Source organism: Arthrobacter sp. NPDC056691 (genome assembly GCF_042791415.1).
Classification (GTDB): Bacteria; Actinomycetota; Actinomycetes; order Actinomycetales; family Micrococcaceae; genus Arthrobacter.
On record NZ_JBHTXX010000005.1, the window covers coordinates 187,242 to 209,282 of the forward strand.

The 22,041-nt window shown below is 65.3% G+C and carries 18 protein-coding genes; 14 read left to right on the plus strand and 4 right to left on the minus strand.

Features of this window, described 5'->3' with window-relative positions; all coding sequences use genetic code 11:
• Positions 1-148 precede the first annotated feature (148 nt).
• The 3 genes from ACFRAU_RS06965 (at position 149) to ACFRAU_RS06975 (ending at position 4,777) form a co-directional block, all read left to right on the plus strand.
• Positions 149-1,927 carry an ABC transporter family substrate-binding protein gene (locus ACFRAU_RS06965; protein ID WP_377994430.1) on the plus strand — a complete coding sequence of 593 codons (1,779 nt, stop codon included), beginning with the start codon at positions 149-151 and terminating at the stop codon, positions 1,925-1,927.
• 178 nt (positions 1,928-2,105) lie between these two features.
• The gene (locus ACFRAU_RS06970; RefSeq protein WP_377994431.1) at positions 2,106-3,647 is read left to right on the plus strand and encodes an ABC transporter permease; all 1,542 of its coding nucleotides are present in this window, start codon (positions 2,106-2,108) and stop codon (positions 3,645-3,647) included.
• Complete coding sequence (locus ACFRAU_RS06975; RefSeq protein ID WP_377999286.1) at positions 3,644-4,777, plus strand: ABC transporter permease; 1,134 nt, start codon at positions 3,644-3,646, stop codon at positions 4,775-4,777. The genes ACFRAU_RS06970 and ACFRAU_RS06975 overlap by 4 nt, the downstream gene beginning before the upstream one ends.
• A gap of 43 nt (positions 4,778-4,820) precedes the next feature.
• Here the strand turns inward: ACFRAU_RS06975 and ACFRAU_RS06980 are convergent, their stop codons facing one another.
• Complete coding sequence (locus tag ACFRAU_RS06980) at positions 4,821-5,450, minus strand: PH domain-containing protein (RefSeq protein WP_377994433.1); 630 nt, start codon at positions 5,448-5,450, stop codon at positions 4,821-4,823.
• Between the two features lie 79 nt (positions 5,451-5,529).
• Between ACFRAU_RS06980 and ACFRAU_RS06985 the strand changes: the two genes are divergently transcribed.
• The 5 genes from ACFRAU_RS06985 (at position 5,530) to ACFRAU_RS07005 (ending at position 13,097) form a co-directional block, all read left to right on the plus strand.
• The gene (locus tag ACFRAU_RS06985) at positions 5,530-7,404 is read left to right on the plus strand and encodes an ABC transporter ATP-binding protein (protein ID WP_377994434.1); all 1,875 of its coding nucleotides are present in this window, start codon (positions 5,530-5,532) and stop codon (positions 7,402-7,404) included.
• A 264-nt stretch (positions 7,405-7,668) separates the two neighbouring features.
• Positions 7,669-9,354, plus strand: coding sequence for an ABC transporter substrate-binding protein (locus tag ACFRAU_RS06990; RefSeq protein WP_377994435.1), 1,686 nt, complete (start codon positions 7,669-7,671; stop codon positions 9,352-9,354).
• Positions 9,355-9,482: 128 nt separating this feature from the next.
• Complete coding sequence (locus ACFRAU_RS06995; RefSeq protein WP_377994436.1) at positions 9,483-10,412, plus strand: ABC transporter permease; 930 nt, start codon at positions 9,483-9,485, stop codon at positions 10,410-10,412.
• The gene (locus ACFRAU_RS07000) at positions 10,402-11,352 is read left to right on the plus strand and encodes an ABC transporter permease (RefSeq protein ID WP_377994438.1); all 951 of its coding nucleotides are present in this window, start codon (positions 10,402-10,404) and stop codon (positions 11,350-11,352) included. The genes ACFRAU_RS06995 and ACFRAU_RS07000 overlap by 11 nt, the downstream gene beginning before the upstream one ends.
• 11 nt (positions 11,353-11,363) lie before the next feature.
• The gene (locus ACFRAU_RS07005) at positions 11,364-13,097 is read left to right on the plus strand and encodes a dipeptide ABC transporter ATP-binding protein (RefSeq protein WP_377994440.1); all 1,734 of its coding nucleotides are present in this window, start codon (positions 11,364-11,366) and stop codon (positions 13,095-13,097) included.
• An 85-nt stretch (positions 13,098-13,182) separates the two neighbouring features.
• On the opposite strand, the gene ACFRAU_RS07010 is transcribed toward ACFRAU_RS07005, so the two are convergent.
• On the minus strand, positions 13,183-14,031 hold the full coding sequence (locus ACFRAU_RS07010) for an SGNH/GDSL hydrolase family protein (RefSeq protein ID WP_377999287.1): 849 nt from the start codon (positions 14,029-14,031) through the stop codon (positions 13,183-13,185).
• A gap of 273 nt (positions 14,032-14,304) precedes the next feature.
• Here ACFRAU_RS07010 and typA point away from each other — a divergent pair, with 273 nt between their 5' ends.
• Complete coding sequence (typA, locus tag ACFRAU_RS07015; protein ID WP_377994442.1) at positions 14,305-16,233, plus strand: translational GTPase TypA; 1,929 nt, start codon at positions 14,305-14,307, stop codon at positions 16,231-16,233.
• A gap of 28 nt (positions 16,234-16,261) precedes the next feature.
• The gene (locus ACFRAU_RS07020; protein WP_377999288.1) at positions 16,262-16,630 is read left to right on the plus strand and encodes a hypothetical protein; all 369 of its coding nucleotides are present in this window, start codon (positions 16,262-16,264) and stop codon (positions 16,628-16,630) included.
• A gap of 14 nt (positions 16,631-16,644) precedes the next feature.
• On the opposite strand, the gene ACFRAU_RS07025 is transcribed toward ACFRAU_RS07020, so the two are convergent.
• On the minus strand, positions 16,645-17,154 hold the full coding sequence (locus ACFRAU_RS07025; protein WP_377998179.1) for a helix-turn-helix domain-containing protein: 510 nt from the start codon (positions 17,152-17,154) through the stop codon (positions 16,645-16,647).
• Between the two features lie 62 nt (positions 17,155-17,216).
• On the opposite strand from ACFRAU_RS07025, the gene ACFRAU_RS07030 reads away from it, so the two are divergent.
• The gene (locus ACFRAU_RS07030; RefSeq protein WP_377999289.1) at positions 17,217-18,530 is read left to right on the plus strand and encodes an MFS transporter; all 1,314 of its coding nucleotides are present in this window, start codon (positions 17,217-17,219) and stop codon (positions 18,528-18,530) included.
• On the opposite strand, the gene ACFRAU_RS07035 is transcribed toward ACFRAU_RS07030, so the two are convergent.
• Positions 18,516-18,758 carry a hypothetical protein gene (locus tag ACFRAU_RS07035; protein ID WP_377999290.1) on the minus strand — a complete coding sequence of 81 codons (243 nt, stop codon included), beginning with the start codon at positions 18,756-18,758 and terminating at the stop codon, positions 18,516-18,518. The genes ACFRAU_RS07030 and ACFRAU_RS07035 overlap by 15 nt on opposite strands.
• A gap of 155 nt (positions 18,759-18,913) precedes the next feature.
• On the opposite strand from ACFRAU_RS07035, the gene fdxA reads away from it, so the two are divergent.
• The 3 genes from fdxA (at position 18,914) to ACFRAU_RS07050 (ending at position 22,003) form a co-directional block, all read left to right on the plus strand.
• Positions 18,914-19,240, plus strand: a complete 327-nt coding sequence (fdxA, locus tag ACFRAU_RS07040) for a ferredoxin (RefSeq protein ID WP_026265673.1) — start codon at positions 18,914-18,916, stop codon at positions 19,238-19,240.
• A gap of 12 nt (positions 19,241-19,252) precedes the next feature.
• Positions 19,253-20,392, plus strand: coding sequence for a succinyldiaminopimelate transaminase (gene dapC, locus ACFRAU_RS07045; protein WP_377999291.1), 1,140 nt, complete (start codon positions 19,253-19,255; stop codon positions 20,390-20,392).
• Between the two features lie 309 nt (positions 20,393-20,701).
• Entirely contained in the window at positions 20,702-22,003 is a 1,302-nt protein-coding gene (locus tag ACFRAU_RS07050; RefSeq protein WP_377998183.1) for a citrate synthase, read from the plus strand.
• The last annotated feature ends 38 nt before the right edge of the window (positions 22,004-22,041 follow it).

The following is a 22,041-nucleotide window of genomic DNA, read 5'->3' on the forward strand; positions in this document are numbered from 1 at the left end:
GGGACAACTTTCGGACCGCAGGCGGCGGGTTCGGGTCTAGGCTTCTTGTCATGTGAGACTCGCCACATCTCACTGGGGGGATGTAGCGGGTCTGGCCGGCGCCCACAGCGCAGGTCTTTTCCACACTCACAGAAACATAGGAGGCGGAATGCGATTCAGTCGTATTTCCAAAGCAGTAGGCGTTGCAGCCGCGGCTGCACTGGCGCTCAGCGCCTGCGCGAGCACCAACGGCGGGACAACCCCGTCCAGTAATGCGGCCGGCAAGCAGGGGGGAACAGCCACTGTAGTTGAGGTCAACGCGTTCAACACCTTCAACCCCAACACGGCCGACGGCAACACTGACATCAACTCGAAGGTCAGTTACGCCACACACTCCGGGTTCTACTACATCGATAACCAGCTGAACGTCGTCCACAATGACAAGTTCGGCAAGATGGAAAAGACGTCTGACAGTCCGCTGACCGTCAAGTACACCATCAACGAAGGTGTGAAGTGGTCCGACGGCACACCCGTCACCGCAGCGGACCTGCTCCTGCAGTGGGCGGCCTTCTCCGGGTACTACAACGACGCCGACGCCGACGGCAAGACGGGAACGTCCTACTTCTCCTACGCCGGCGACCCCACGGGTCTCGCGCTCACCGATTTCCCCGAAATCGGCGACAACAACCGCTCCATGACCATCAAGTACTCCAAGCCGTTCGCTGACTGGGAGATCGCGCTGGGCGGACCGGGCATTGACATCCCGGCCCACGTCCTGGCCAAGAAGGCCGGCCTGGCAGACACGCAGGCGTTCATTGACCACCTCAAGGCACTGCCTCGCGGCGACGCCAAGTCGCCCAAGACCGCCGATGCCAAGCTCAAGGCCATGTCCGACCTGTGGAACACCGGCTTCGACTCCAAGACCCTGCCGAGTGACCCGAGCCTGTTCCTCTCCAACGGCCCGTTCGTTGTCCAGAGCATCAACCAGGATCAGTCCCTGACCATGGTCCGCAACAAGGACTACAACTGGGGCCCCGAGGCCAAGCTGGACGAAATCACCGTCCGCTACATCGGTTCCTCCCCGGCCCAGGTCCAGGCGCTGAAGAACGGCGAAGCCGACATCATCGCCCCGCAAGCTTCGGCTGACACCCTCGACCAGCTCAAGGCACTCGAGAGCCAGGGCGTTACGGTGGACCAGGGCAACCAGCTCTCCTACGACCACATCGACCTGAACTACTCGGGTCCGCTCGCGGACAAGAACGTCCGTGAGGCGTTCATGAAGACGGTTCCGCGCAAGGACATCGTGGACAAGATCATCAAGAAGCTCGACGCGCAGGCCAAGCCCCTGGACTCGCAGCTGTTCGTTCCCGCGCAGCCCGCCTATGACGCTTCGGTGCAGGGCAACGGCTCCTCGGCCTACCAGGACGCGGACGTTGACGGTGCCAAGAAGCTCCTGAACGGCGCCACCCCTGAGATCCGCATCATGTACAACAAGGACAACCCCAACCGTGTGGACGCGTTCTCGCTCATCCGCGAGTCCGCAACCAAGGCCGGCTTCAAGATCGTCGACGGCGGACTTGGTGCCTCTGACTGGGGCAAGGCGCTCGGCAAGGGCGGCTACGACGCCACGATCTTCGGCTGGATCAACCCGGGCGTCGGAGTCTCCGGCGTGCCGCAGATCTTCCGCACCGGCAACGGGTCCAACTTCAACAAGTTCAGCGATCCGGAAGCCGACAAGCTGATGGACGAACTCATTGTCACGACCGACCGCAGCAAGCAGGACGACCTCATCAAGCAGATCGACAAGAAGATCTGGGACTCTGCCTACGGCCTCCCGCTGTTCCAGTCCGTTGGTGTTGACGCCTACAGTGACCGCATCACCGGTGTGAAGTTCATGCCGAACCAGACGGGCGTCTGGTGGAACTTCTGGGAGTGGGCCGAGAAGTAAGCCCGTGCCCCGAAGTGCAGCAAGCTAGGTGAGGCGCCGGGACCATGCACCACGGTCCCGGCGCCTTGCAGCGCCATCTCCCGGCAGTGCCTGTGTTGGCAGCACAAGCAGTAAGGCGCCGCCAAACCTGCGACCGGTCCGGGCAATCCCTGGGCCCGAATCCTGAGGTTCTATCACAATGGTGACCTACATAGTCCGGCGCCTAGTCACCGCCGCACTCATCCTTTTGGGCGCATCGTTCCTGGTGTATCTGCTGACCGCCGCATCAGGCGATCCACTCGCAGAGTTCCGCGCCAGCAGCGCGCCGAACAAGCAGCAGCTCATGGACTCGAGGTCCGCGCTGCTGGACCTCGATACGCCGGCCCCGGTGAGGTATTTCAAGTGGCTCGGCGGCGCAGCCCAGTGCATCGTGCCCTTCGCCGGTTCCTGCAACCTCGGCAAGAACATCGCCGGGCAGCCCATTACGGACGCGCTGGGCCACGCTCTCATCCAAACACTCACGCTCGTGACAGGGGCCGCCGTCCTGGCCATCCTCGTGGGCATCACGTTGGGCATCATCACCGCCCTGCGCCAATACAGCACCCTGGATTACGGCGTCACCTTCATGGCGTTCCTGTTCTTCTCCCTGCCGATCTTCTGGGTCGCCGTCCTGCTCAAGGAATTCGGCGCCATCGGCTTCAACAACTTCCTCCGGAATCCGGAGATTCCGCTGCCTGTCTCCCTCGGCGTCGGGGCGGTATTCGGCGTCGTGGCAGTGATCGTGGCAGGCGGGGACGCCCGGCGCAGGGCACTGACCGGCGGCATCGTTTTTGCGGTCGTCGCCGCCGTCCTCGTCTACTTCTCCGTGACCCAGTGGTTCAAGACCCCAGGCCTGGGCCCGGTGGTCATCGCCATCGCGGGGGTGGGCATCGCCTTTGCCGTGACCCTGCTGACCGCAGGCCTGCGGAACCGCAAAGCACTGCAGTCCGCACTGATTGCCGTGGGCGTGGGAGTGGTTCTCTATTTCGTGATCCAGCCGCTGCTGAACCAGGCAACGTTCCTCATGGTGGTGCTGCTGGCCATCGCTGCGGTCCTGGTCGGGGTGGCCATCGGCTACTTCATGGGCGGCTACGACCGCGGACAGTCCATGCGTGCCGCCGCCCTTACGTCCTTCCTCGTGGGCTTCCTCGTCTTCCTGGACCGCTTCATGCAGGCCTGGCCCGCGTACTTCAACAACAGCAGGGTCCGGGGACGGCCCATCGCCACCATCGGCGCCGGCACACCGAACATCGAGGGTGATTTCTGGATCCTGGGGATTGACTCCTTCACCCACCTCATCCTTCCCACCACCGCGCTCATTCTCATCTCCCTTGCTGGCTACACACGGTTTACCCGGGCCTCCATGCTGGAAATCATGAACATGGACTACATCCGGACGGCGCGTGCCAAAGGACTTTCGGAACGGACCGTGGTGATGCGCCACGCCTTCCGCAACGCCCTGATTCCGGTGGCCACCATCGTCGCGTTCGACATTGGCGGCCTTATTGGCGGCGCGGTCATCACCGAGACGGTCTTCTCCGTGCGGGGCATGGGGTTCCTGTTTCTCGACGGCATTCAGCACGTTGACCCGAACCCCGTCATGGGCGTCTTCGTTTGCGTCGCCATCACGGCCATGGCGTTCAACCTCATCGCGGACCTCGCCTACTCCGCACTGGATCCACGAGTAAGGGTGAAAGCATGAGCCAGCCCAGCCAGCAGGATGAAATCATGGCCGAGCAGGCCGGCCTGCGGCAGGAAGCCGCCGGTATCGAGCCTGTTTCCGAAGCCCGGGGCCTGAGCCAGGGCCAGATTGTCCGCAAGCGCTTCCTTGGCCACTCCGGCGCCATCGTCGGCCTTGCCGTCTTCGCCATCATTTTCGTCATGGCCTTCACGTCCGTCGGCTACGCCGGAATCCCCGGCTGGTGGAAGTACACGCACGAAGACGTCTCGCCGCTGCTCAACGACGGCACTCCCACGGCTTCACTGTGGCCCCTGGCCTGGGGGGAGCATCCCTTCGGGCAGGACCGGATCGGGCGCGACCTGTTCGCCATGACCATGCGCGGTGCCCAGCAGTCCATCACGATCATGGTGGTCATCGGCCTCATCGCCGGCCTCATCGGTGTGGTGGTCGGCGCACTGTCCGGCTACTTCCGGGGCTGGATGGAAGCCGTCCTGATGAGGCTCACAGACGTCATCATCATCGTCCCGGCGCTGCTGCTCGCCGCGGTCATGGCGCAGCTGGCAGGACGCCGGGATGAAGGCAGTTGGTTTGCGGCCTTCGCCAGCAGCAACGGTGTCCTCGCACTCGGCATCTTCCTCGGGCTGATCAGCTGGGTGGGCCTGGCGCGGCTCATGCGCGGCGAGTTCCTCACCCTGCGGGAGCGCGAGTTCGTCGACGCAGCGCGGATTTCCGGTGCCAGCAACGCCCGGATCATCTTCAAGCACATCCTGCCCAACGCTGTGGGCGTGCTGATCGTCAACGTCACCCTCACCATGTCGGCGGCGATCCTGACCGAAACGGCCCTCAGCTACCTGGGCGTGGGCGTCAAATCCCCGGACACCTCGCTGGGCCTGCTCATCTCGCAGAACCAGGAAGCCTTTGCCACCCGCCCCTGGCTGTTCTGGTTCCCCGGCCTGTTCATCGTCCTCATCTGCCTGAGCATCAACTTCATTGGTGACGGCCTGCGTGACGCCTTCGACCCGCGGCAAAAGAAGTTCAACGCCAAGAAGGCCAGGGACGCCGGGGCAACAGTTCCGGAAGCCACGCCGGTGACTGCCCTGGACAGCAAGGCTGATGACGGCCGGACCGCCGGCGGGGACAGGGGAGCCTGAGGTGCTGCTGCGACGCCGCGGGCGGGTGCAGCGCGCTGCCTGCCTACAGGACGGCCACGCTCCAGTAGCTAAGCCCGACGAGGACCAGGGCTGCCGCAGTTTCCCGCCAGCGGAATCTCACGCTGACCGGAGTGGTCTCGGCTGCCCCGGCATCGAGGAGCCCGGATTCGACCAGCTGCTGCCAGCGTCCGCGGACCAGCTGCGCGGCCTGCCCCGAGTCGGTGCTCTTCAGATCGCCCGGGCGGACGGAATTTCCGGGCCCGTACGTGCTGTCCGGCAGTCCCCGGAGGTCCTCCGGGCGGGCGTTGCGTCCGCCCCAGATGCCGGGGGCGGGAGCCGCCCAGGCCCCGTAGCTTCGGCCGGGCGTGATGAGGGTCAGCGCGTAGCGTGTGTCCACCTGCACCAGCGCCGCCCACGGCACCGTGATGGAGCGGAACGGATTTTCAATGGTGACGCCGTCATCGTGGACAACCACCGCCGGACGCCAAAACAGCAGCCAGCCCAGGTAGGCGATGAGCAGCAGCGGCCCGGCACCGGCCAGGGCGGGGACTCCGCCCGCCGTGACCAGGCCGGCCAGCCCGGCGGCCGCCACGAACCACGAAAATCCGGCAAACCATTTGTTGGTGCGCGCTTTGAAGATTGCGGCGTTTCCGGCATGCGGCACAGTGCTCATGCCCCCAATAATTCAGTATTCCCGGCCGCAGCACTAATCTCAGCTGCCTTGCTGGCCGGGGTGGAAGGAAAACCCCAACATGTCTGACTACATCAGCCCTGACCGCCCGTCGTCGGACCCGCTGGAGCCGGACTCCATCGAGCCCGGCGCCGGAAGGCGGAGGGCGGACGGGAAGGGTTCCGTCGTCCTGGAAGTGCGCGACCTCAGCGTCGACTTCGGGGTGGAAAAGAAGTGGGTTCCGGCCGCCGTCGGACTTAACTATGAGGTCCGGGCCGGCGAGGTCCTGGCCATCGTGGGCGAGTCCGGCTCAGGCAAGAGCGCCAGTTCCATGGCATTGCTCGGCCTGCTGCCCGGCAACAGCAGGGTGTCCGGGAGCGTCAGGCTCTCCGGCAAGGAGCTGCTGGGCGCGGATGCGGGCAACATCCGCAGCGTCCGCGGCAAGGATGTTGCCGTCATCTTCCAGGAGCCCATGACGGCGCTGAACCCGGTCTACACGGTGGGTGCGCAGATCGTCGAGACGGTGCGGCTTCATAACGAGGTCTCACCGGACCAGGCCAAGGAGCGCGCGCTGCGGATGCTGGAGCTGGTGGAGCTTCCCGATCCGGTGAAGGCGTTCAAGTCCTATCCGCACCAGCTCTCCGGCGGCCAGAGGCAGCGTGCCATGATTGCCCAGTCGCTGTCCTGCGATCCCAAACTGCTGATCGCTGACGAGCCCACCACCGCCCTGGACGTCACGGTGCAGGCGGAAATCCTGGACCTGATGAGGAACCTGCGCAACAAGCTGGACAGCGCCATCGTCCTGATCACCCATGACATGGGCGTCGTGGCGGACCTGGCTGACCGGATCGCCGTTATGCGCAAGGGGCTGATCGTGGAGACCGGCACCGCCGAGCAGATCTTCCACAACCCGCAGCACCCGTACACGCAGGCGCTGCTGGCGGCAGTGCCGCACCTCGGGCAGGGCGGAACCGACGCCGCGCCGGACGTGGACGTGACAGCAGCGCTGGCAGCGGCCACCCACGCCGAGCTTGAGTCCGTGGACCACGACGAACTGGTCCGCCGCGAGCGGGAGAACGCTGCAGCCCTGGCGGCTGCCGAATCAAGGGGACCCGTGGGGGAGCCGGTCCTGGAGCTTACCGACGTCGCCATCGAGTACCCGAAGCAGGGCCGTGTGCCCGCCTTCCGCGCCGTCGAGGGTGCCAACCTGACCATCCATCCCGGCCAGGTGGTGGGACTCGTGGGGGAGTCCGGGTCGGGCAAGACCACCATCGGGCGCGCCGCCGTCGGACTGCTGCCCGTGGCTGCCGGAACGATGCGCGTGGTGGGGCAGGACATCTCCGCAGCGAAGAAAAACGGCAAACAGCTGCACCAGGTCCGGCGCCACATCGGCATGGTGTTCCAGGACCCGTCCTCGTCCCTGAACCCGCGCCTGCCCATCGGTGAAAGCATCGGCGAGCCGATGTTCCTTGCCGGCGTCGCGAAGGGCGCCGACCTGCAGAAGCGCATCGAGGCGCTGCTGGACCAGGTGGAGCTGCCGCGGAACTACCGGAACAGGTACCCGCACGAGCTGTCCGGCGGGCAGAAACAGCGCGTCGGCATCGCCCGGGCACTGTCGCTCAAGCCGAAGCTGATGGTGGCGGACGAGCCAACATCGGCACTGGACGTGTCCGTGCAGGCCAAGGTCCTGGAGCTGTTCCAGAACCTCCAGCGCGAGCTCGGCTTCGCCTGCCTTTTCGTTACCCACGACCTCGCCGTCGTGGACGTGCTGGCAGACCGCATCTGCGTCATGCAGCGCGGCCGGATCGTGGAGCAGGGCACCCGCGACCAGATCCTGCGCAACCCGCAGGAGGCCTACACGCAGAGGCTGCTTGCCGCCGTGCCGCTGCCGGATCCGGAAAAGCAGCGCGAGCGCCGGGAACTGCGGGCGCAGCTGCTGGCCACCGGAACGGAGTAGCCGGAGGAGTTGTGGGAGAGTCCGGTCCAGGAGTGAGTTGCATCATAATCGGGGCATGATACCAGCGGGTAACTTGTGCCGTTAAATCGTCCGGCGTGTCCAACACCATTCGGTCACGGTTTGGCAACGGCGTATCACTATTTGGACGGTTTGCGGTTAGGCTACATGCTTGTGTTGCCCACGTCACAGATCACCTCTGTGTCCTGGGCTTCGGGGATATACACAGTCCCCACCAATCTCTCCCACAAACTCCTAGGAGGCGGAATGCGTTTTGCGCGCACTTCCAAAGCATTGGGCATGGTGGCCATCGCTGCCCTGGCCCTGTCCGCTTGCGGTGCCGGAGGCGGCACCAGCAACGGTTCCGGCAACGCTGCCGGAGATCCCAACAAAGTCATCACGGCCTACAGCAACGAGCCGCAGAACGCGCTGCTGCCGGCCAACACCAACGAGGTCTACGGCGGCCGCGTCGTGGAACTGCTGTACGAAGGCCTCCGCGCCTACGACCCCAACGGCAAGCCAATCAACGCCTTGGCTGAATCCATCGAATCCCCGGACGGCCAGAACTACACCATCAAGGTCAAGAAGGGCACCAAGTTCACCAACGGCGAGGAAGTTACTGCAAAGAGCTTCGTAGACGCCTGGAACTTCGCTGCATTGAGCACCAACCTGCAGAACAACGGCACATTCTTCGAATCGGTCGAAGGGTACGCCGACGTCAGTGCCGTCAAGACCGAAAAGGGCGCCGACGGCAAGGACAAGGATGTTCCTGCGCCCACCGCCAAGACCATGTCCGGCCTGGTCCTGAAGGATGATTCCACCATCCAGGTCAAGCTCAGCCAGCCCGAGGCTGACTGGCCCCTCCGCCTCGGCTACTCGGCGTTCTACCCGCTTCCCTCCGAGGCCATCAAGGACCCCAAGAAGTTCGGTGAGGACCCCGTCGGCAACGGCCCGTACAAGCTCGCCAAGGAGGGTGCCTGGGTCCATGACCAGTCCATCTCCCTGGTCAAGAACGGGGATTACAGCGGCCCCCGCGCGGCCAAGAACGGCGGCGTGACCTTCAAGTTCTACACCGACCCGGGCCCCGCCTACACGGACATCCAGGCCAACAACCTTGACGTGACGGACGTGCTCCCCACCAACGCGCTGCGGACGTACGAGACCGACTTCCCGGAAAACCACCTGAACAAGGCCTACGCCGGCAACGCCACGCTGAACATTCCGGTCTACAACCCCAACTTCCAGGGCGAGGCCGGCAAGCTGCGTCGCCAGGCACTGTCCATGGCGATCAACCGCGACGAGATCACCAAGGTGATCTTTAACGGCACCCGCATCCCGGCCAAGGACTTCACCGCTCCGGTCATCGACGGCTACAACGAGAATGTCACCGGCTCCGAGGTCCTGAAGTTCGACGCCGCCAAGGCCAAGGAAGTCTGGGCCAAGGCTGAGGCCATCAAGCCCTACGACGCCTCCAAGCCCCTTCAGCTCGCCTACAACACCGACGGCGGCAACAAGGAATGGATCGACGCGGTCGCCAACAACATCAAGAACAACCTCGGCATCCAGGCCGAGGGCCAGCCGTTCGCGAAGTTCGCCGAGATCCTCAACCTGCGCAAGGGCAAGACCCTCCCGGGGCTGACCCGTGCCGGATGGCAGGCAGACTACCCGTCGCTGTACAACTTCCTCGGCCCGCTCCTGAAGACCGGCTCCAGCTCGAACTACGAGGGCTACTCGAACCCTGAGTTCGACAAGCTCCTCACGGAAGGCCTGGGCGCGAAGTCCACGGATGACGCCAACAAGAAGTTCACCCAGGCGCAGGAGGTCCTCTTCAAGGACCTGCCCAACCTGCCGCTTTGGTACCAGGCCCGCCAGGCCGTGTGGAGCCAGAACGTCACCAACGTGGACAGCGGCTGGAACGGCGTGCTCCAGTACTACAACATCACCGCCAAGTAGTTCCTGGAAACACCCACATCAGTCGGTTCATGGGGGTCCGGCCACACACGCCGGGCCCCCATGGCCGTGAACCAGCATGAAAGCTGTCCCATGAATCCCCAATTTCAATTCCCCGGGGAGGAACTGCTGTGATCCAGTACGTCCTCCGCCGGCTGGTGCAGGTTATTCCCGTATTTGTCGGGACCACCCTGCTCGTCTACTACATGGTGTTCGCCCTTCCCGGCGACCCCATCGCCGCCCTCTTCGGCGACAGGCAGCCCAACCCTGCCGTCATCGCTGCCCTGCGGCAGCAGTACAACCTTGATGAACCGTTCTGGGTCCAATACGGTTTGTTCCTGAAGAACCTGTTTACCTTCAATCTCGGCAACGACTTCACCGGGCAGCCCATCGCTGCCACGCTGGCACGGGTCTTCCCCGTGACAGCGATGCTGGCCGTCGAAGCCCTCGTCATCCAGGGCGTCTTCGGCGTAGCCGCGGGCCTCTTCGCCGGCCTGCGCAAGGGCAAGCTCTTCGATTCCACGGTGCTCATTGCCTCCCTGGTGGTTATCGCTGTCCCGACGTTCGTGCTCGGCTTCGTGCTGCAGCTGGTGGTCGGTGTGCAGCTGGGATGGGCCAAACCCACTGTGGGATCAGACGTCTCCTGGGGGACGCTGCTGCTCCCGGCATTTGTCCTCGGCCTGGTGTCCTTTGCCTACGTTCTCCGGCTCACCCGGGCGTCCGTCATCGAGAACATGAACGCCGACTACGTCCGGACGGCCACGGCCAAGGGCCTCTCGAGGCCCCGCGTCGTCCTGGCGCACATCCTGCGGAACTCGATGATACCCGTGGCCACATACCTCGGCGCCAACCTGGGCGCGCTGATGGGCGGCGCCATCGTCACCGAAGGCATCTTCAACGTGCCCGGCGTCGGGCAGAAGCTGTACCAGGCCATTTTGCGCAGCGAAGGCCCCACCATCGTCGCGATCGTCAGCGTGTTTGTGCTCATCTTCGTGGTGGCGAACCTGCTGGTGGACCTGCTCTATGCCTGGCTCGACCCGAGGATCCGCTATGACAAGTAACTACAAGGCAGAGCACTACGTCGCACCCATCGACGAAACGCCGCTGCTCGCCACCGACTCCGTCAAGACGGACCAGGCCCCCCTGAGCCTGTGGGCCGAGGCATGGCGAAAGCTGCGCCGACGCCCGCTGTTCATCGTGTCATCACTGCTGATCGTGCTGCTGGTGGTCATTGCGCTCTTCCCGGGTCTTTTCACCCAGGTTGCGCCCAACGACAACTGCGACCTGCAGTTCTCCGACGGGGCGCCGCAGGCCGGCCATCCGTTCGGCTACACCTTCCAGGGCTGCGATGTCTTCTCGCGCGTTGTCCACGGAACGCAGGCGTCACTGTCGGTAGGCGTGCTGTCAGTCATTTTCGTGCTGATCATCGGCGTGACGCTCGGTGCGCTGGCCGGCTTCTTTGGCGGTTGGCTCGACGCCGTCATTGCCCGCCTCGGCGACATTTTCTTCGCGCTGCCGCTGGTCCTGGGCGCGCTCGTGATCACGCAGCTGCCTTTCTTCAAGGACAACAAGAGCGTCTGGACCGTGGTCATGGTGATCGTGCTCCTGGCCTGGCCCCAAATGGCCCGCATCACCCGCGGCGCCGTCATTGAGGTCCGGAACGCCGACTTCGTGACCGCCGCGCGTTCCCTCGGCGTTTCCAGGATGGGGTCGCTGCTCCGGCACGTGCTGCCGAACGCCCTTGCCCCCATCATTGTGCTCGCCACCATGGAACTCGGTGTGTTCATCGTGGCCGAGGCCACTCTGTCCTTCCTGGGCATCGGCCTGCCCGGCAGCGTCATGTCCTGGGGCAATGACATCGCCGCGGCCCAGTCCTCACTGCGGACCAATCCTGCCGTCCTGCTGTACCCCGCAACGGCGCTGTCCATCACCGTGTTGAGCTTCATCATGCTGGGCGATGCCCTCCGCGATGCGCTCGACCCGAAGAGCCGTCAACGATGAAGGTGCCACTCATGACAACTTCCAAGATCAGCGTCAGCGAAGCGGGCGCAGCGGATGTGAAGCCCCTGCTGGAAATCAGGGACCTCGCCATTTCCTTCGCCACCAGCGGCGGCGAGGTGCAGGCGGTGCGCAACGCGCACCTGACCATCATGCCCGGGGAGACGGTCGCCATCGTGGGCGAGTCCGGTTCCGGAAAGTCGACGACGGCGCTCGCCGCCATCGGCCTGCTGCCCGCGAACGGCCGGGTCTCCGGTGGCCAGATCCTGCTCGACGGAGAGGACATCGCCCACGCGCCGGAGAAGCGAATGATCGAGCTCCGGGGCAACACCATCGGCATGGTTCCGCAGGACCCGATGTCCAACCTGAACCCGGTATGGAAAATCGGCTACCAGGTCCGCGAAACGCTGCGGGCGAACGGCCGCCCCGCCGGGCCCGACGACGTCGCCAAGGTCCTTGCCGAGGCGGGACTTCCGGACGCGCACCGGAGGGCAAAGCAGTACCCGCACGAGTTCTCCGGCGGCATGCGCCAGCGGGCGCTTATCGCCATCGGCCTGTCCTGCCAGCCGCGGCTGCTCATTGCCGATGAACCGACCTCCGCCCTGGACGTCACGGTCCAGCGGCAGATCCTGGATCACCTGGAGAAGATGACCACCGAGCTTGGCACATCCGTGCTGCTCATCACCCACGACCTTGGCCTCGCCGCGGAACGCGCCGACAAGGTGGTGGTGATGTACCGGGGCAACGTGGTGGAGGCCGGGCCATCCCTGGAACTCCTCCGAAACCCGCAGCACCCGTATACGCAGCGACTGGTGGCCTCGGCGCCGTCGCTGGCGTCGCGCCGCATCCAGGTGGCCAAGGAACTGGGCGTGGACTCCGATGAGCTCCTTGCCCCGGCTGAGGCCCCATCCGGGGTCCCGGCACAGCAGGACAAGCCGGCGGAAGTCCTGCGCGTCGAGAATCTCAGCAAGGTCTTCAAGCTGCGGTCCGGCATCGGGCGCTCCACTGACTTCACGGCGGTGGATTCCGTGTCCTTCGGCGTAAAGCGGGGCACCACGACGGCGATCGTGGGCGAGTCCGGTTCCGGCAAATCCACGGTGGCCCAGATGGTGCTGAACCTCCTGCCGCCGACGTCCGGCAGGATCGTGTTCGACGGCGTGGATACCGCCACGCTGAACAGCAGGGAGATCTTTGCGTTCCGCCGGCGCGTGCAGCCGATCTTCCAGGACCCCTACGGTTCCCTCGACCCGATGTACAACATCTTCAGGACCATCGAAGAGCCTCTGCGGACCCACAAGGTGGGCAACAGGGCAAGCCGCGAAAAGAAGGTCCGCGAGCTGCTGGACCAGGTGGCACTGCCGCAGTCCACCATGCAGCGGTACCCGAACGAGCTCTCCGGCGGCCAGCGCCAGCGCGTGGCAATTGCCCGCGCCCTCGCATTGGATCCGGAGGTCATCATCTGTGACGAAGCGGTGTCCGCGCTGGATGTGCTGGTGCAGGCGCAGGTACTGAACCTGCTCGCGGACCTGCAGGCCAACCTGGGGCTGACGTACCTGTTCATCACGCACGACCTCGCCGTGGTCCGGCAGATCGCCGACCACGTCTGCGTGATGGAAAAGGGCAGGCTGGTGGAGACGGGGGCGACCGACGACGTTTTCGACGCCCCGCAGCAGGAATACACCAAGGCGCTGCTCAACGCCATCCCCGGGGCCAGCCTGATGCTTCCCCCGGAAGTCGCCACGGCGTAGCCCAGGGCAGCTAAGAACAGGAGCCGGTTTCCACCCGCGGTGGATACCGGCTCCTGTTCTTTTAACGGAAATGCCCAAATGACAGCTAGGACAGGGCAAGCCCCAGCGCGGCGAGCCTGTCACCCAGCAGCGCGCCCAGGGCGCGGTGCCCCTCGCCGTTCATGTGGACGCTGTCCTTGAGCTGCGACTCCAGCCCGTAGCGGGTGAGCCAGTCCCCGACACTGACGAACGGAATGCCATGGTCCGCGGCGACGGTTCCCAGCAGTGCGTCAACCTCGGCGCGCCGGACGCCGCCGTGCTCCGCTCCTTTGCCCAGGGTTCCCACCATGGCCAGCTTCGCGCCAGGGTAGCGCTGCTTGATCGTGGTGATCAGCCGGTCTGCGTTGGCCGAGATCTGCTCGTTGCTGGCCCCTTGCTTCGCATCGTTTCCGCCGCCTTCGATGAGCACCAGCGGGGGAAACCCGTAGGGCAGGTGCCAGTCGCCGCGCTGCAGGGCATCGACGTAGTTTCCGGTGGTGCCGTTGGAGGCGACGAAGCCGCTGCCGCCCTTGCCGCAGAAAAAGACGTCGTAGCCCAGCCCTGCGAGGGCGCGCCGCGGCCAGCTGGCCTGCGGCTCCGACTGCGAGTCACCGATCAGCAGCGCAGTGTGGGCGATGTTGCCCACAATGACCTCGTCCCGCCCGTTGGCCGGATTGCGGTACAAGGCTCCGGCCGGAAGGCGGGCGGGGTCGACGGCGGCCCTCAGGTCGCTCACGACCGCCGAACCGGCGGCCACGGCCTCACCCGGGGCCGCCACCGGGGCGACGGCGCGCGGGGCCGCCGTCGCAGTTCCGGCGCCGGACGCCGGTTCCGTTGCGGCGCCGCAGCCCGCCAAAAATACGCTGGCGGCGATGACCGGGCCAATCAGGAGGGCCCGTGTCGAGGCTTGTAACATCCGTGGACTCCTGGCCTGTTCGAAAAGTGGTCTAGCCAATAGTGGTGGATCACTTTCGGAAAAGCCAGTGATTTTGCTCACATGACGCCCCGTGGGATTCACGATTTGGTAACGGGCCCGGGGCAGGGGATGGTGCCTGTTTTAGGCCAATAAATGGCTGAGCGTTTAGACTGGCAGTAGGTGCCCTGTGTTAAGGGTCTGATCCGTCGTGCGTTCCGGTTGGAAATGTCGCGATACAACAGCTGACTTCACCACTGAATCGAGCAATAACGCATGTCTGAAACCACCACCAACACCGCGGTAGCAACTGCAGTTCGCAGTGACCTGCGCAACGTCGCGATTGTGGCCCACGTTGACCACGGCAAGACCACCCTTGTGGACGCCATGCTCAAGCAGACCAACTCCTTTGCCGAGCACAACCACCTCGAAGACCGCGTCATGGACTCCGGTGACCTGGAGCGCGAAAAGGGCATCACCATCCTGGCCAAGAACACCACGGTGGCCTACAACGGACCGTCCTCCGGCGGCGAAACCATCACCATCAACGTCATCGACACCCCCGGCCACGCCGACTTCGGCGGCGAAGTGGAGCGCGGGCTGTCCATGGTGGATGGCGTCGTTCTCCTCGTCGATGCCTCTGAGGGCCCGCTGCCCCAGACCCGTTTCGTCCTCCGCAAGGCCCTCGCCGCGCACCTGCCGGTGATCCTCCTGGTCAACAAGACCGACCGCCCCGACGCCCGCATCGAAGAGGTCGTCCACGAGTCCATGGATCTGCTCCTGGGCCTGGCCTCCGACCTCGCCGACGAGGTTCCCGACCTTGACCTGGACAAGATCCTCAACGTCCCGGTCGTTTACGCCGCCGCAAAGGTAGGCCGCGCGTCCCTTGAGCAGCCGGCCGACGGTACTGCCCCGGAGAACGAGGACCTCGAGCCGCTCTTCAGCGCCATCATCGAGCACATCCCCGCCCCGACCTACAACCCCGAGGGTGTCCTGCAGGCTCACGTCACCAACCTGGACGCCTCCCCGTTCCTGGGCCGCCTCGCCCTGCTGCGCATCTACAACGGCACCCTTCGCAAGGGCCAGCAGGTTGCCTGGGCCCGTGCCAACGGTGAGCTCAAGACCGTCAAGATCACCGAACTCCTCGCCACCAAGGCCCTCGAGCGCGTTCCGGCCGAGTCCGCCGGCCCGGGCGAGATCGTCGCCGTCGCCGGCATCGAGGAAATCACCATCGGTGAGACCCTGACCGACGTCGAGAACCCCCAGCCGCTGCCCCTGATCACCGTTGACGATCCCGCGATCTCGATGACCATCGGTATCAACACCTCCCCGCTGGCCGGCAAGGTCAAGGGCGCCAAGGTCACCGCCCGCCAGGTGAAGGACCGCCTGGACAAGGAACTGATCGGTAACGTCTCCATCAAGGTTCTCCCCACCGAGCGTCCGGATGCCTGGGAAGTCCAGGGCCGTGGCGAGCTGGCCCTGGCCATCCTGGTCGAGCAGATGCGCCGCGAGGGCTTCGAGCTGACCGTGGGCAAGCCGCAGGTGGTCACCAGGACCGTCGATGGCAAGATCCACGAGCCGATGGAGCACATGACCATCGACGTGCCGGAAGAATACCTCGGCGCTGTCACCCAGCTCATGGCAGCCCGCAAGGGCCGCATGACCAACATGGCCAACCACGGCACCGGCTGGTGCCGCATGGAGTTCATCGTTCCGGCCCGTGGCCTGATCGGTTTCCGCACCAAGTTCCTCACGGACACCCGTGGCGCCGGCATCGCCGCCTCGATCTCCGAAGGCTACGAGCCGTGGGCCGGCCCCATCGAATACCGCACCAACGGTTCCATGGTTGCGGACCGCGCCGGTGTGGTGACCCCGTTCGCCATGATCAACCTGCAGGAACGCGGCTCCTTCTTCGTCAAGCCCACCTCCGAGGTTTACGAAGGCATGATCGTGGGCGAGAACTCCCGCGCCGACGACATGGACGTCAACATCACGAAGGAAAAGAAGCTCACCAACATGCGTGCAGCTTCCTCGGACACCTTCGAGAACCTGACCCCGCCGCGCGACCTGACCCTCGAAGAGTCCCTCGAATTCGCCCGCGAGGACGAGTGCGTTGAGGTTACCCCGGACGCCATCCGCATCCGCAAGGTCATCCTGGACACCAACGAGCGTGCCAAGGCCAACCGCGCCCGCGCGAAGGCATAACGGCACCCTCCCGCAGGGAACTGAAACCGTGAAAAGTAGAGCTGCCGGCATGGCAGGCGGCCTGGCCGCCGCCGTGCCGGCAGCTCTTTTTGCTGCCTTCGCCGGGACCGCGCTGCACCGCCAGGAGGTCGCGGCCGTCGGTGCTGCGCTGCCGCTGGGTGCTGTCGCGGCCCTGCTGCTGCTGGCGTCGCTCCAGCTGTTTCTCGGGGCGGCGTTCCGGACGATTATTCCGACGGCGGTGTGCGGCGTGTTCTGTTACGCCCTGGCCGGGTGGTGGTCCGGAATGGAGTCCGGCAAGCGGCTGATCGCGGGGGACCTGGCCGGGAGCATCTGGGTCTACGGGATTGTGGTGGTTACCGTCGGAATGCTGGCCTGGTGCCGGCGGTACCGCCGGTAGCGGACGTGCCGCCGCTAGTCCGCCGTCGGGTCCCGGTGGTGGGCAATCATGAGTGAGGTGGCCTCGCCGTCGTCGTCTGCGGGTAATGCCATATATTCCTCGACGACGGCGCGGAGCTTGCCGAGCATTTCCTCCCGCCGTGTGGCGTTAAACTTCACGCCAAGCCGCCACACCTCGATGTCCTCAGGCGGAAGGTCCCGGATCTCCTGAAGGAACGTCTCGATGAGGATCGGCGAGACGTTGTCCAGCGGCGTGGTCCACGACTTGCGGCTGGCGATGTACGGCACCTCCGTAGCGCCCCGCCGGCCCTTACGGCGATCCTCCGCCAGTAGGAACCCGGTCCGCACCAGGGTCCGGACGTGGTGGAGGCTGGAGGCGGGATTGAGGCCGAGCAGCTCTGCGATTTCCTTGTTGGTCCGCGACTGGTGCAGGCACAGCCGAAGAATCCTCAGCCGCAGCGGTGAACTCAGCGCGCGCCCCTTGGCCACCAGGTCTGCTTCGTCGCCCTCCGGTGGGTGGTTCATAGACGCATTCTAACGAGCAATAAGTGATTGACATATGCCAATTGCTCACCGAAACTAAAGCCGTGACTGCCGAACCCACTGCCGCGGAGCCAGCGGCAGGCCCGCTCTGGCGGGACCGCAACTTCGCGACTTTTTGGACCGGGCAGGCCCTGGGGCAGTTCGGCGCGCAGCTGGGCCAGCTGGCGTTCCCGGTGCTGGCCGTGACCTTGCTTCACGCCTCGGAATTCGAGGTGGGGGTGCTGAACGCCGCAGGCCTTGCGGCGTTCCTGGCGGTCGGTCTGCCGGCCGGGGCCTGGGTGGACCGCTGGCTGAAGCGGAGGACCATGATCTCCGCCGACCTGCTGCGGATGGGCGCCATGGCCGCGGTGCCGATCCTCTGGTGGAGCGGCGGCCTGGAAATGTGGCATCTCTACGTGGTCGCGGGGATCGTGGGGACGGCCACGGTGTTCTTCGACGTCGCCTACCAGAGCTACGTGCCGGTGCTCGTGGCGTACCCGCGGGTGCGGGAGGCCAACTCAAAGCTTGAAGCGACGGCCCAGTTGGCGCGCATCGGCGGACCCGCCGCCGGCGGTGCGCTGCTGGCGGTCGTGTCGGCTCCGATGCTTTTCGTGGGCGAAGCCGCGGGTTACCTGCTCTCCGCGGTGTTCCTTGCCCGGACCCGCGACTCGGAGGCGCGTGTTTCGGCGGCCGCACGGCGCCCCCTTCCCGTCGAAATACGGGAAGGGCTCACCTTTGTTGTCCGGCATCCGCTCATCAGCCGCATCGCGGCCTGCACCGGCGGAATGAACTTCTCGGGCATGCTGATCTTTACGATGATGCCGCTGCTGGTGCTGCGAGGCCTCGGGCTGGGACCGCAGGGCATGGGCCTGATCATGACGGTGGGTGCCGCAGGCGGGCTGCTGGGCGCAGTCGCAGCCCCGCGGCTCGCCGCCTGGATCGGCGAGGGCACGGTGATTCCCGTGTGCGCGGTGATCAGTTCGGTCTTTTTGCTGCTGGTGCCGTTCGCAGCGGTCATTTCCGAACCAGGGGTCTCGCTGGCCCTGCTATTGGTCTCGGAGGTCGGGTTTGGCTTCAGTGTCCTGGTGTACAACATCATGCAGCTCACCATGCGCCAGCGGGTCTGCCCGCCGCGGCTGCTCGGCCGCATGAACGCATCCATCCGGTTTGCCGTGTGGGGCGTGATGCCACTGGCTGCCCTGGCCTCCGGATACCTGGGCGAGCACCTTGGCCTGGTCCCCACCATGCTGATCGGAGCGGCCGGCAGCCTCCTGGCCACCGCCCCGGTCCTGTTCTCTCCGCTGCGAAGGATGCGCACGCTTCCGGACGAGGTGCAGGCGGACGAGGTGTTCGAGGACAGGGCGTTAGGGTCGCCGTGAACCGCGCCGCGGAGGTGCCGGCGGCACCTGTTTGGCGGCCACCACCAGGTCAAGGGGAATGCCGACGTCGGAACTCCGCGTCCGTACGGTGCACTCACTTTCGCCGCACTCAAGGAGGTCTCCCAGCGCGTCCGTAAAACCGCCGTCGATCCTGTAGCGCACCACCACGCGTGTTCCGGCCGGGGCCGTGGCCAGGAACTCCCGGGGCGTTGGTGTTGTCAAACTCACCGGTCCATCGTAAGACCTGTCCGGAGTGTGACGCGCCCCGCTTCGTTCGCGGGACCGGCCTGGGAGATAATAGGCTCTGAAGTGGACAGCCCGGCATGCAGGCCGGATGCAGCAACCGGCCAGTCGCCGGGAACCAACGTGGAGAGGCAAGGGACGTGACGTACGTAATCGCGCAGCCGTGTGTAGATGTTAAGGACAAGGCATGCATTGAGGAGTGCCCCGTCGATTGCATCTACGAAGGCGAACGCTCCCTCTATATCCATCCCGATGAGTGCGTCGACTGCGGTGCCTGCGAGCCCGTCTGCCCGGTGGAGGCCATTTACTACGAGGACGACACCCCCGAGGAATGGGCCGACTACTACAAGGCGAATGTCGAGTTCTTTGACGACCTCGGCTCCCCGGGCGGCGCCGCCAAGGTGGGCAACACCGGCAAGGACCACCCGATGATTGCAGCGCTCCCGCCGCAGAACCAGGACCACTAGGCGGACCCCTTCGTGACTACAGCTGTGCGCAGTTTCGGCCTAAGCCTGCCCGACTACCCGTGGGAAGCGATGGCGCCGTACCTCGCCAAAGCGGCTGAACACCCGGGCGGCGCGGTCAACCTTTCCATCGGCACCCCCGTGGACCCCACACCGCCGGTCATCCAGGATGCGCTGAAGGCGGCCGCGGATGCCCCCGGTTACCCCACCGTCCATGGCACGCCCGCGCTCCGGGAAGCCATTGCCGGGTGGTTTGCCCGCCGCCGCGGTGTGGAGGGGCTCGATCCCCTCGCTGTGATGCCGACGGTGGGTTCCAAGGAACTCGTGGCGTGGCTGCCTTTCCTGCTGGGCCTCAAGCCGGGCGACGTCGTCGTCCGCCCCAGGGTCGCATACCCCACCTATGACATCGGGGCCACGTTCGCCGGGGCCACGGCGGTGGCGGCCGATGACCTGGGCGAACTGGACCCGGCCACCCGGGCCAAGGTCCGCCTGGTTTGGGTCAACTCCCCGGGCAACCCCACCGGCAGCGTCCGGGACGCAGCCTCGCTGAAGAAGATCGTTGACCAGGCCCGCGAAATTGGCGCGCTCGTGGCCTCCGACGAGTGCTACGCCGAACTTGGCTGGGGGGAGTGGGACCTGCAGCGCGGCGGGCAAGCTGTTCCGAGCATCCTCGATCCGCGCGTCGCTGGCGCCTCCCACGACGGACTCCTCGCCGTGTACTCGCTGAGCAAGCAGTCCAACCTGGCCGGCTACCGGGCGGCCTTCGTCGCCGGGGATGCGGCCCTGATGGCCAACCTCGTCAACAGCCGCAAGCACGCCGGCATGATCGTGCCGTACCCGGTGCAGGAAGCCATGCGCGTTGCCCTGGGCGACGACGCGCACGTTCTGGCGCAGAAGGACCTGTACCGCGGACGCCGGGAGCGGCTCCTGCCGGCGCTGGAGTCCTTCGGCCTGACGCTGCACGAGTCCGCCGCCGGCCTCTATCTGTGGTGCACTGCGGGCGAAGCCACCTGGGACACCGTGGCACGCCTCGCGGAGCGGGGGATCGTGGTGGGCCCTGGCGTGTTCTATGGCGACGCGGGGCACGGCTATGTGCGCGTGGCCCTCACCGGAACCGATGAACGGATCGACGCCGCGGTGGCCCGCCTGGCTTAGGCGGGTTACCGGCGCCCGGGCCGGCGCCGTCTTTGGAGCCGAGACCCCGGGTGGGCGACTTTTGACGGTCCGGACGCCGTAACAATGGTGTGACTCGCGCCACAACCGGCCCGTTTTTGGGATCATTCGGCGCTCCCGGATTAGTGGCAGCCCGCAACTGGCGGTAGTTTTTAACTGACTATCAATGGTGGCTTTCTACAAGAAGGCGGCACGGCCGTTGGACGTCCCGCCGTGCGGGATCCCGCGCGGCTCACCTGATGTTGGATCAAGCTTTCTAGGGAGGCCAAGAGGCCTCATGAAGGGGACTCCATGACTGAGACCACCAGCGCAACTGAGACCACCAGTGCGATCCTGCGCCATGCGGGCGGGGAGCTCGAGCTCCCGCGCATCAAGGTTGTTGAGGGAAACGAAGGCTACGACGTTTCCAAGCTACTGAAGCAGACCGGCGCCGTTACCTTCGACCCCGGCTTCATGAACACCGCCGCAACGACGTCGGCCATCACCTACATCGACGGCGACGCAGGTATCCTGCGGTACCGCGGTTACCCGATCGAGCAGCTTGCCCAGCACTCCAGCTTCCTGGAGGTCTCGTACCTGCTGATCTACGGCAACCTCCCCACCCCGGCCGAACTGGACGAATTCGACCAGAAGATCCGCCGCCACACCCTGCTGCACGAAGAGCTCAAGGGCTTCTTCGGCGGTTTCCCCCGCGACGCGCACCCGATGCCCGTGCTGTCCTCGGCGGTATCCGCGCTGTCTACCTTCTACCAGGACTCGCTGGACCCGTTCAACGACGAGCAGGTGGAAGTTTCCACCATCCGCCTGATGGCAAAGCTGCCGGTCATCGCGGCCTACGCGCACAAGAAGTCGATCGGTCAGCCGATGCTGTACCCGGACAACTCCATGAACCTCGTGGAGAACTTCCTGCGCCTGAGCTTCGGCCTGCCGGCCGAGCAGTACGAGCTGGACCCGGTAGTGGTCAAGGCACTGGACCTGCTCCTCATCCTGCACGCGGACCACGAACAGAACTGCTCCACCTCCACGGTGCGCCTGGTGGGCTCCTCCAACGCCAACCTCTTCGCATCCGTGTCCGCAGGCATCAACGCCCTGTTCGGCCCCGCCCACGGCGGCGCCAACGAGGCCGTCCTGAAGATGCTCCGCCAGATCCAGGCCGACGGCATCAAGCCCGAGGACTACATGGAGAAGGTCAAGAACAAGGAAGACGGCGTCCGCCTGATGGGCTTCGGCCACCGGGTTTACAAGAACTACGACCCCCGCGCCAAGATCATCAAGGCAACGGCACACGAGGTCCTCAGCAAACTCGGCGGCCACGACGAACTCCTGGACATCGCCATGCGGCTGGAGGAGAAGGCCCTCGGCGACGACTACTTCATCCAGCGCAAGCTGTACCCGAACGTGGACTTCTACACCGGCCTGATCTACAAGGCCATGGGCTTCCCGGAGAAGATGTTCACCGTGCTGTTCGCCATCGGCCGCCTGCCGGGCTGGATTGCCCAGTGGCGCGAAATGATCAGCGATCCCAACACCAAGATCGGCCGTCCGCGGCAGCTGTACATCGGCGAGCCCGAGCGGCAGTACCCCGCCCGCTGAAATTAGCGGAGTACGACGGCGGCCGCCCACCATTCCGG

Excerpts from the sequence above, each read along its gene's own strand:
- ACFRAU_RS06965 (WP_377994430.1), top strand. The coding sequence starts at position 149 with ATGCGATTCAGTCGTATTTCCAAAGCAGTAGGCGTTGCAGCCGCGGCT.
- ACFRAU_RS06970 (WP_377994431.1), top strand. The coding sequence starts at position 2,106 with ATGGTGACCTACATAGTCCGGCGCCTAGTCACCGCCGCACTCATCCTT.
- ACFRAU_RS06975 (WP_377999286.1), top strand. The coding sequence starts at position 3,644 with ATGAGCCAGCCCAGCCAGCAGGATGAAATCATGGCCGAGCAGGCCGGC.
- ACFRAU_RS06980 (WP_377994433.1), bottom strand. The coding sequence starts at position 5,450 with ATGAGCACTGTGCCGCATGCCGGAAACGCCGCAATCTTCAAAGCGCGC.
- ACFRAU_RS06985 (WP_377994434.1), top strand. The coding sequence starts at position 5,530 with ATGTCTGACTACATCAGCCCTGACCGCCCGTCGTCGGACCCGCTGGAG.
- ACFRAU_RS06990 (WP_377994435.1), top strand. The coding sequence starts at position 7,669 with ATGCGTTTTGCGCGCACTTCCAAAGCATTGGGCATGGTGGCCATCGCT.
- ACFRAU_RS07000 (WP_377994438.1), top strand. The coding sequence starts at position 10,402 with ATGACAAGTAACTACAAGGCAGAGCACTACGTCGCACCCATCGACGAA.
- ACFRAU_RS07005 (WP_377994440.1), top strand. The coding sequence starts at position 11,364 with ATGACAACTTCCAAGATCAGCGTCAGCGAAGCGGGCGCAGCGGATGTG.
- ACFRAU_RS07010 (WP_377999287.1), bottom strand. The coding sequence starts at position 14,031 with ATGTTACAAGCCTCGACACGGGCCCTCCTGATTGGCCCGGTCATCGCC.
- typA (WP_377994442.1), top strand. The coding sequence starts at position 14,305 with ATGTCTGAAACCACCACCAACACCGCGGTAGCAACTGCAGTTCGCAGT.
- ACFRAU_RS07025 (WP_377998179.1), bottom strand. The coding sequence starts at position 17,154 with ATGAACCACCCACCGGAGGGCGACGAAGCAGACCTGGTGGCCAAGGGG.
- ACFRAU_RS07050 (WP_377998183.1), top strand. The coding sequence starts at position 20,702 with ATGACTGAGACCACCAGCGCAACTGAGACCACCAGTGCGATCCTGCGC.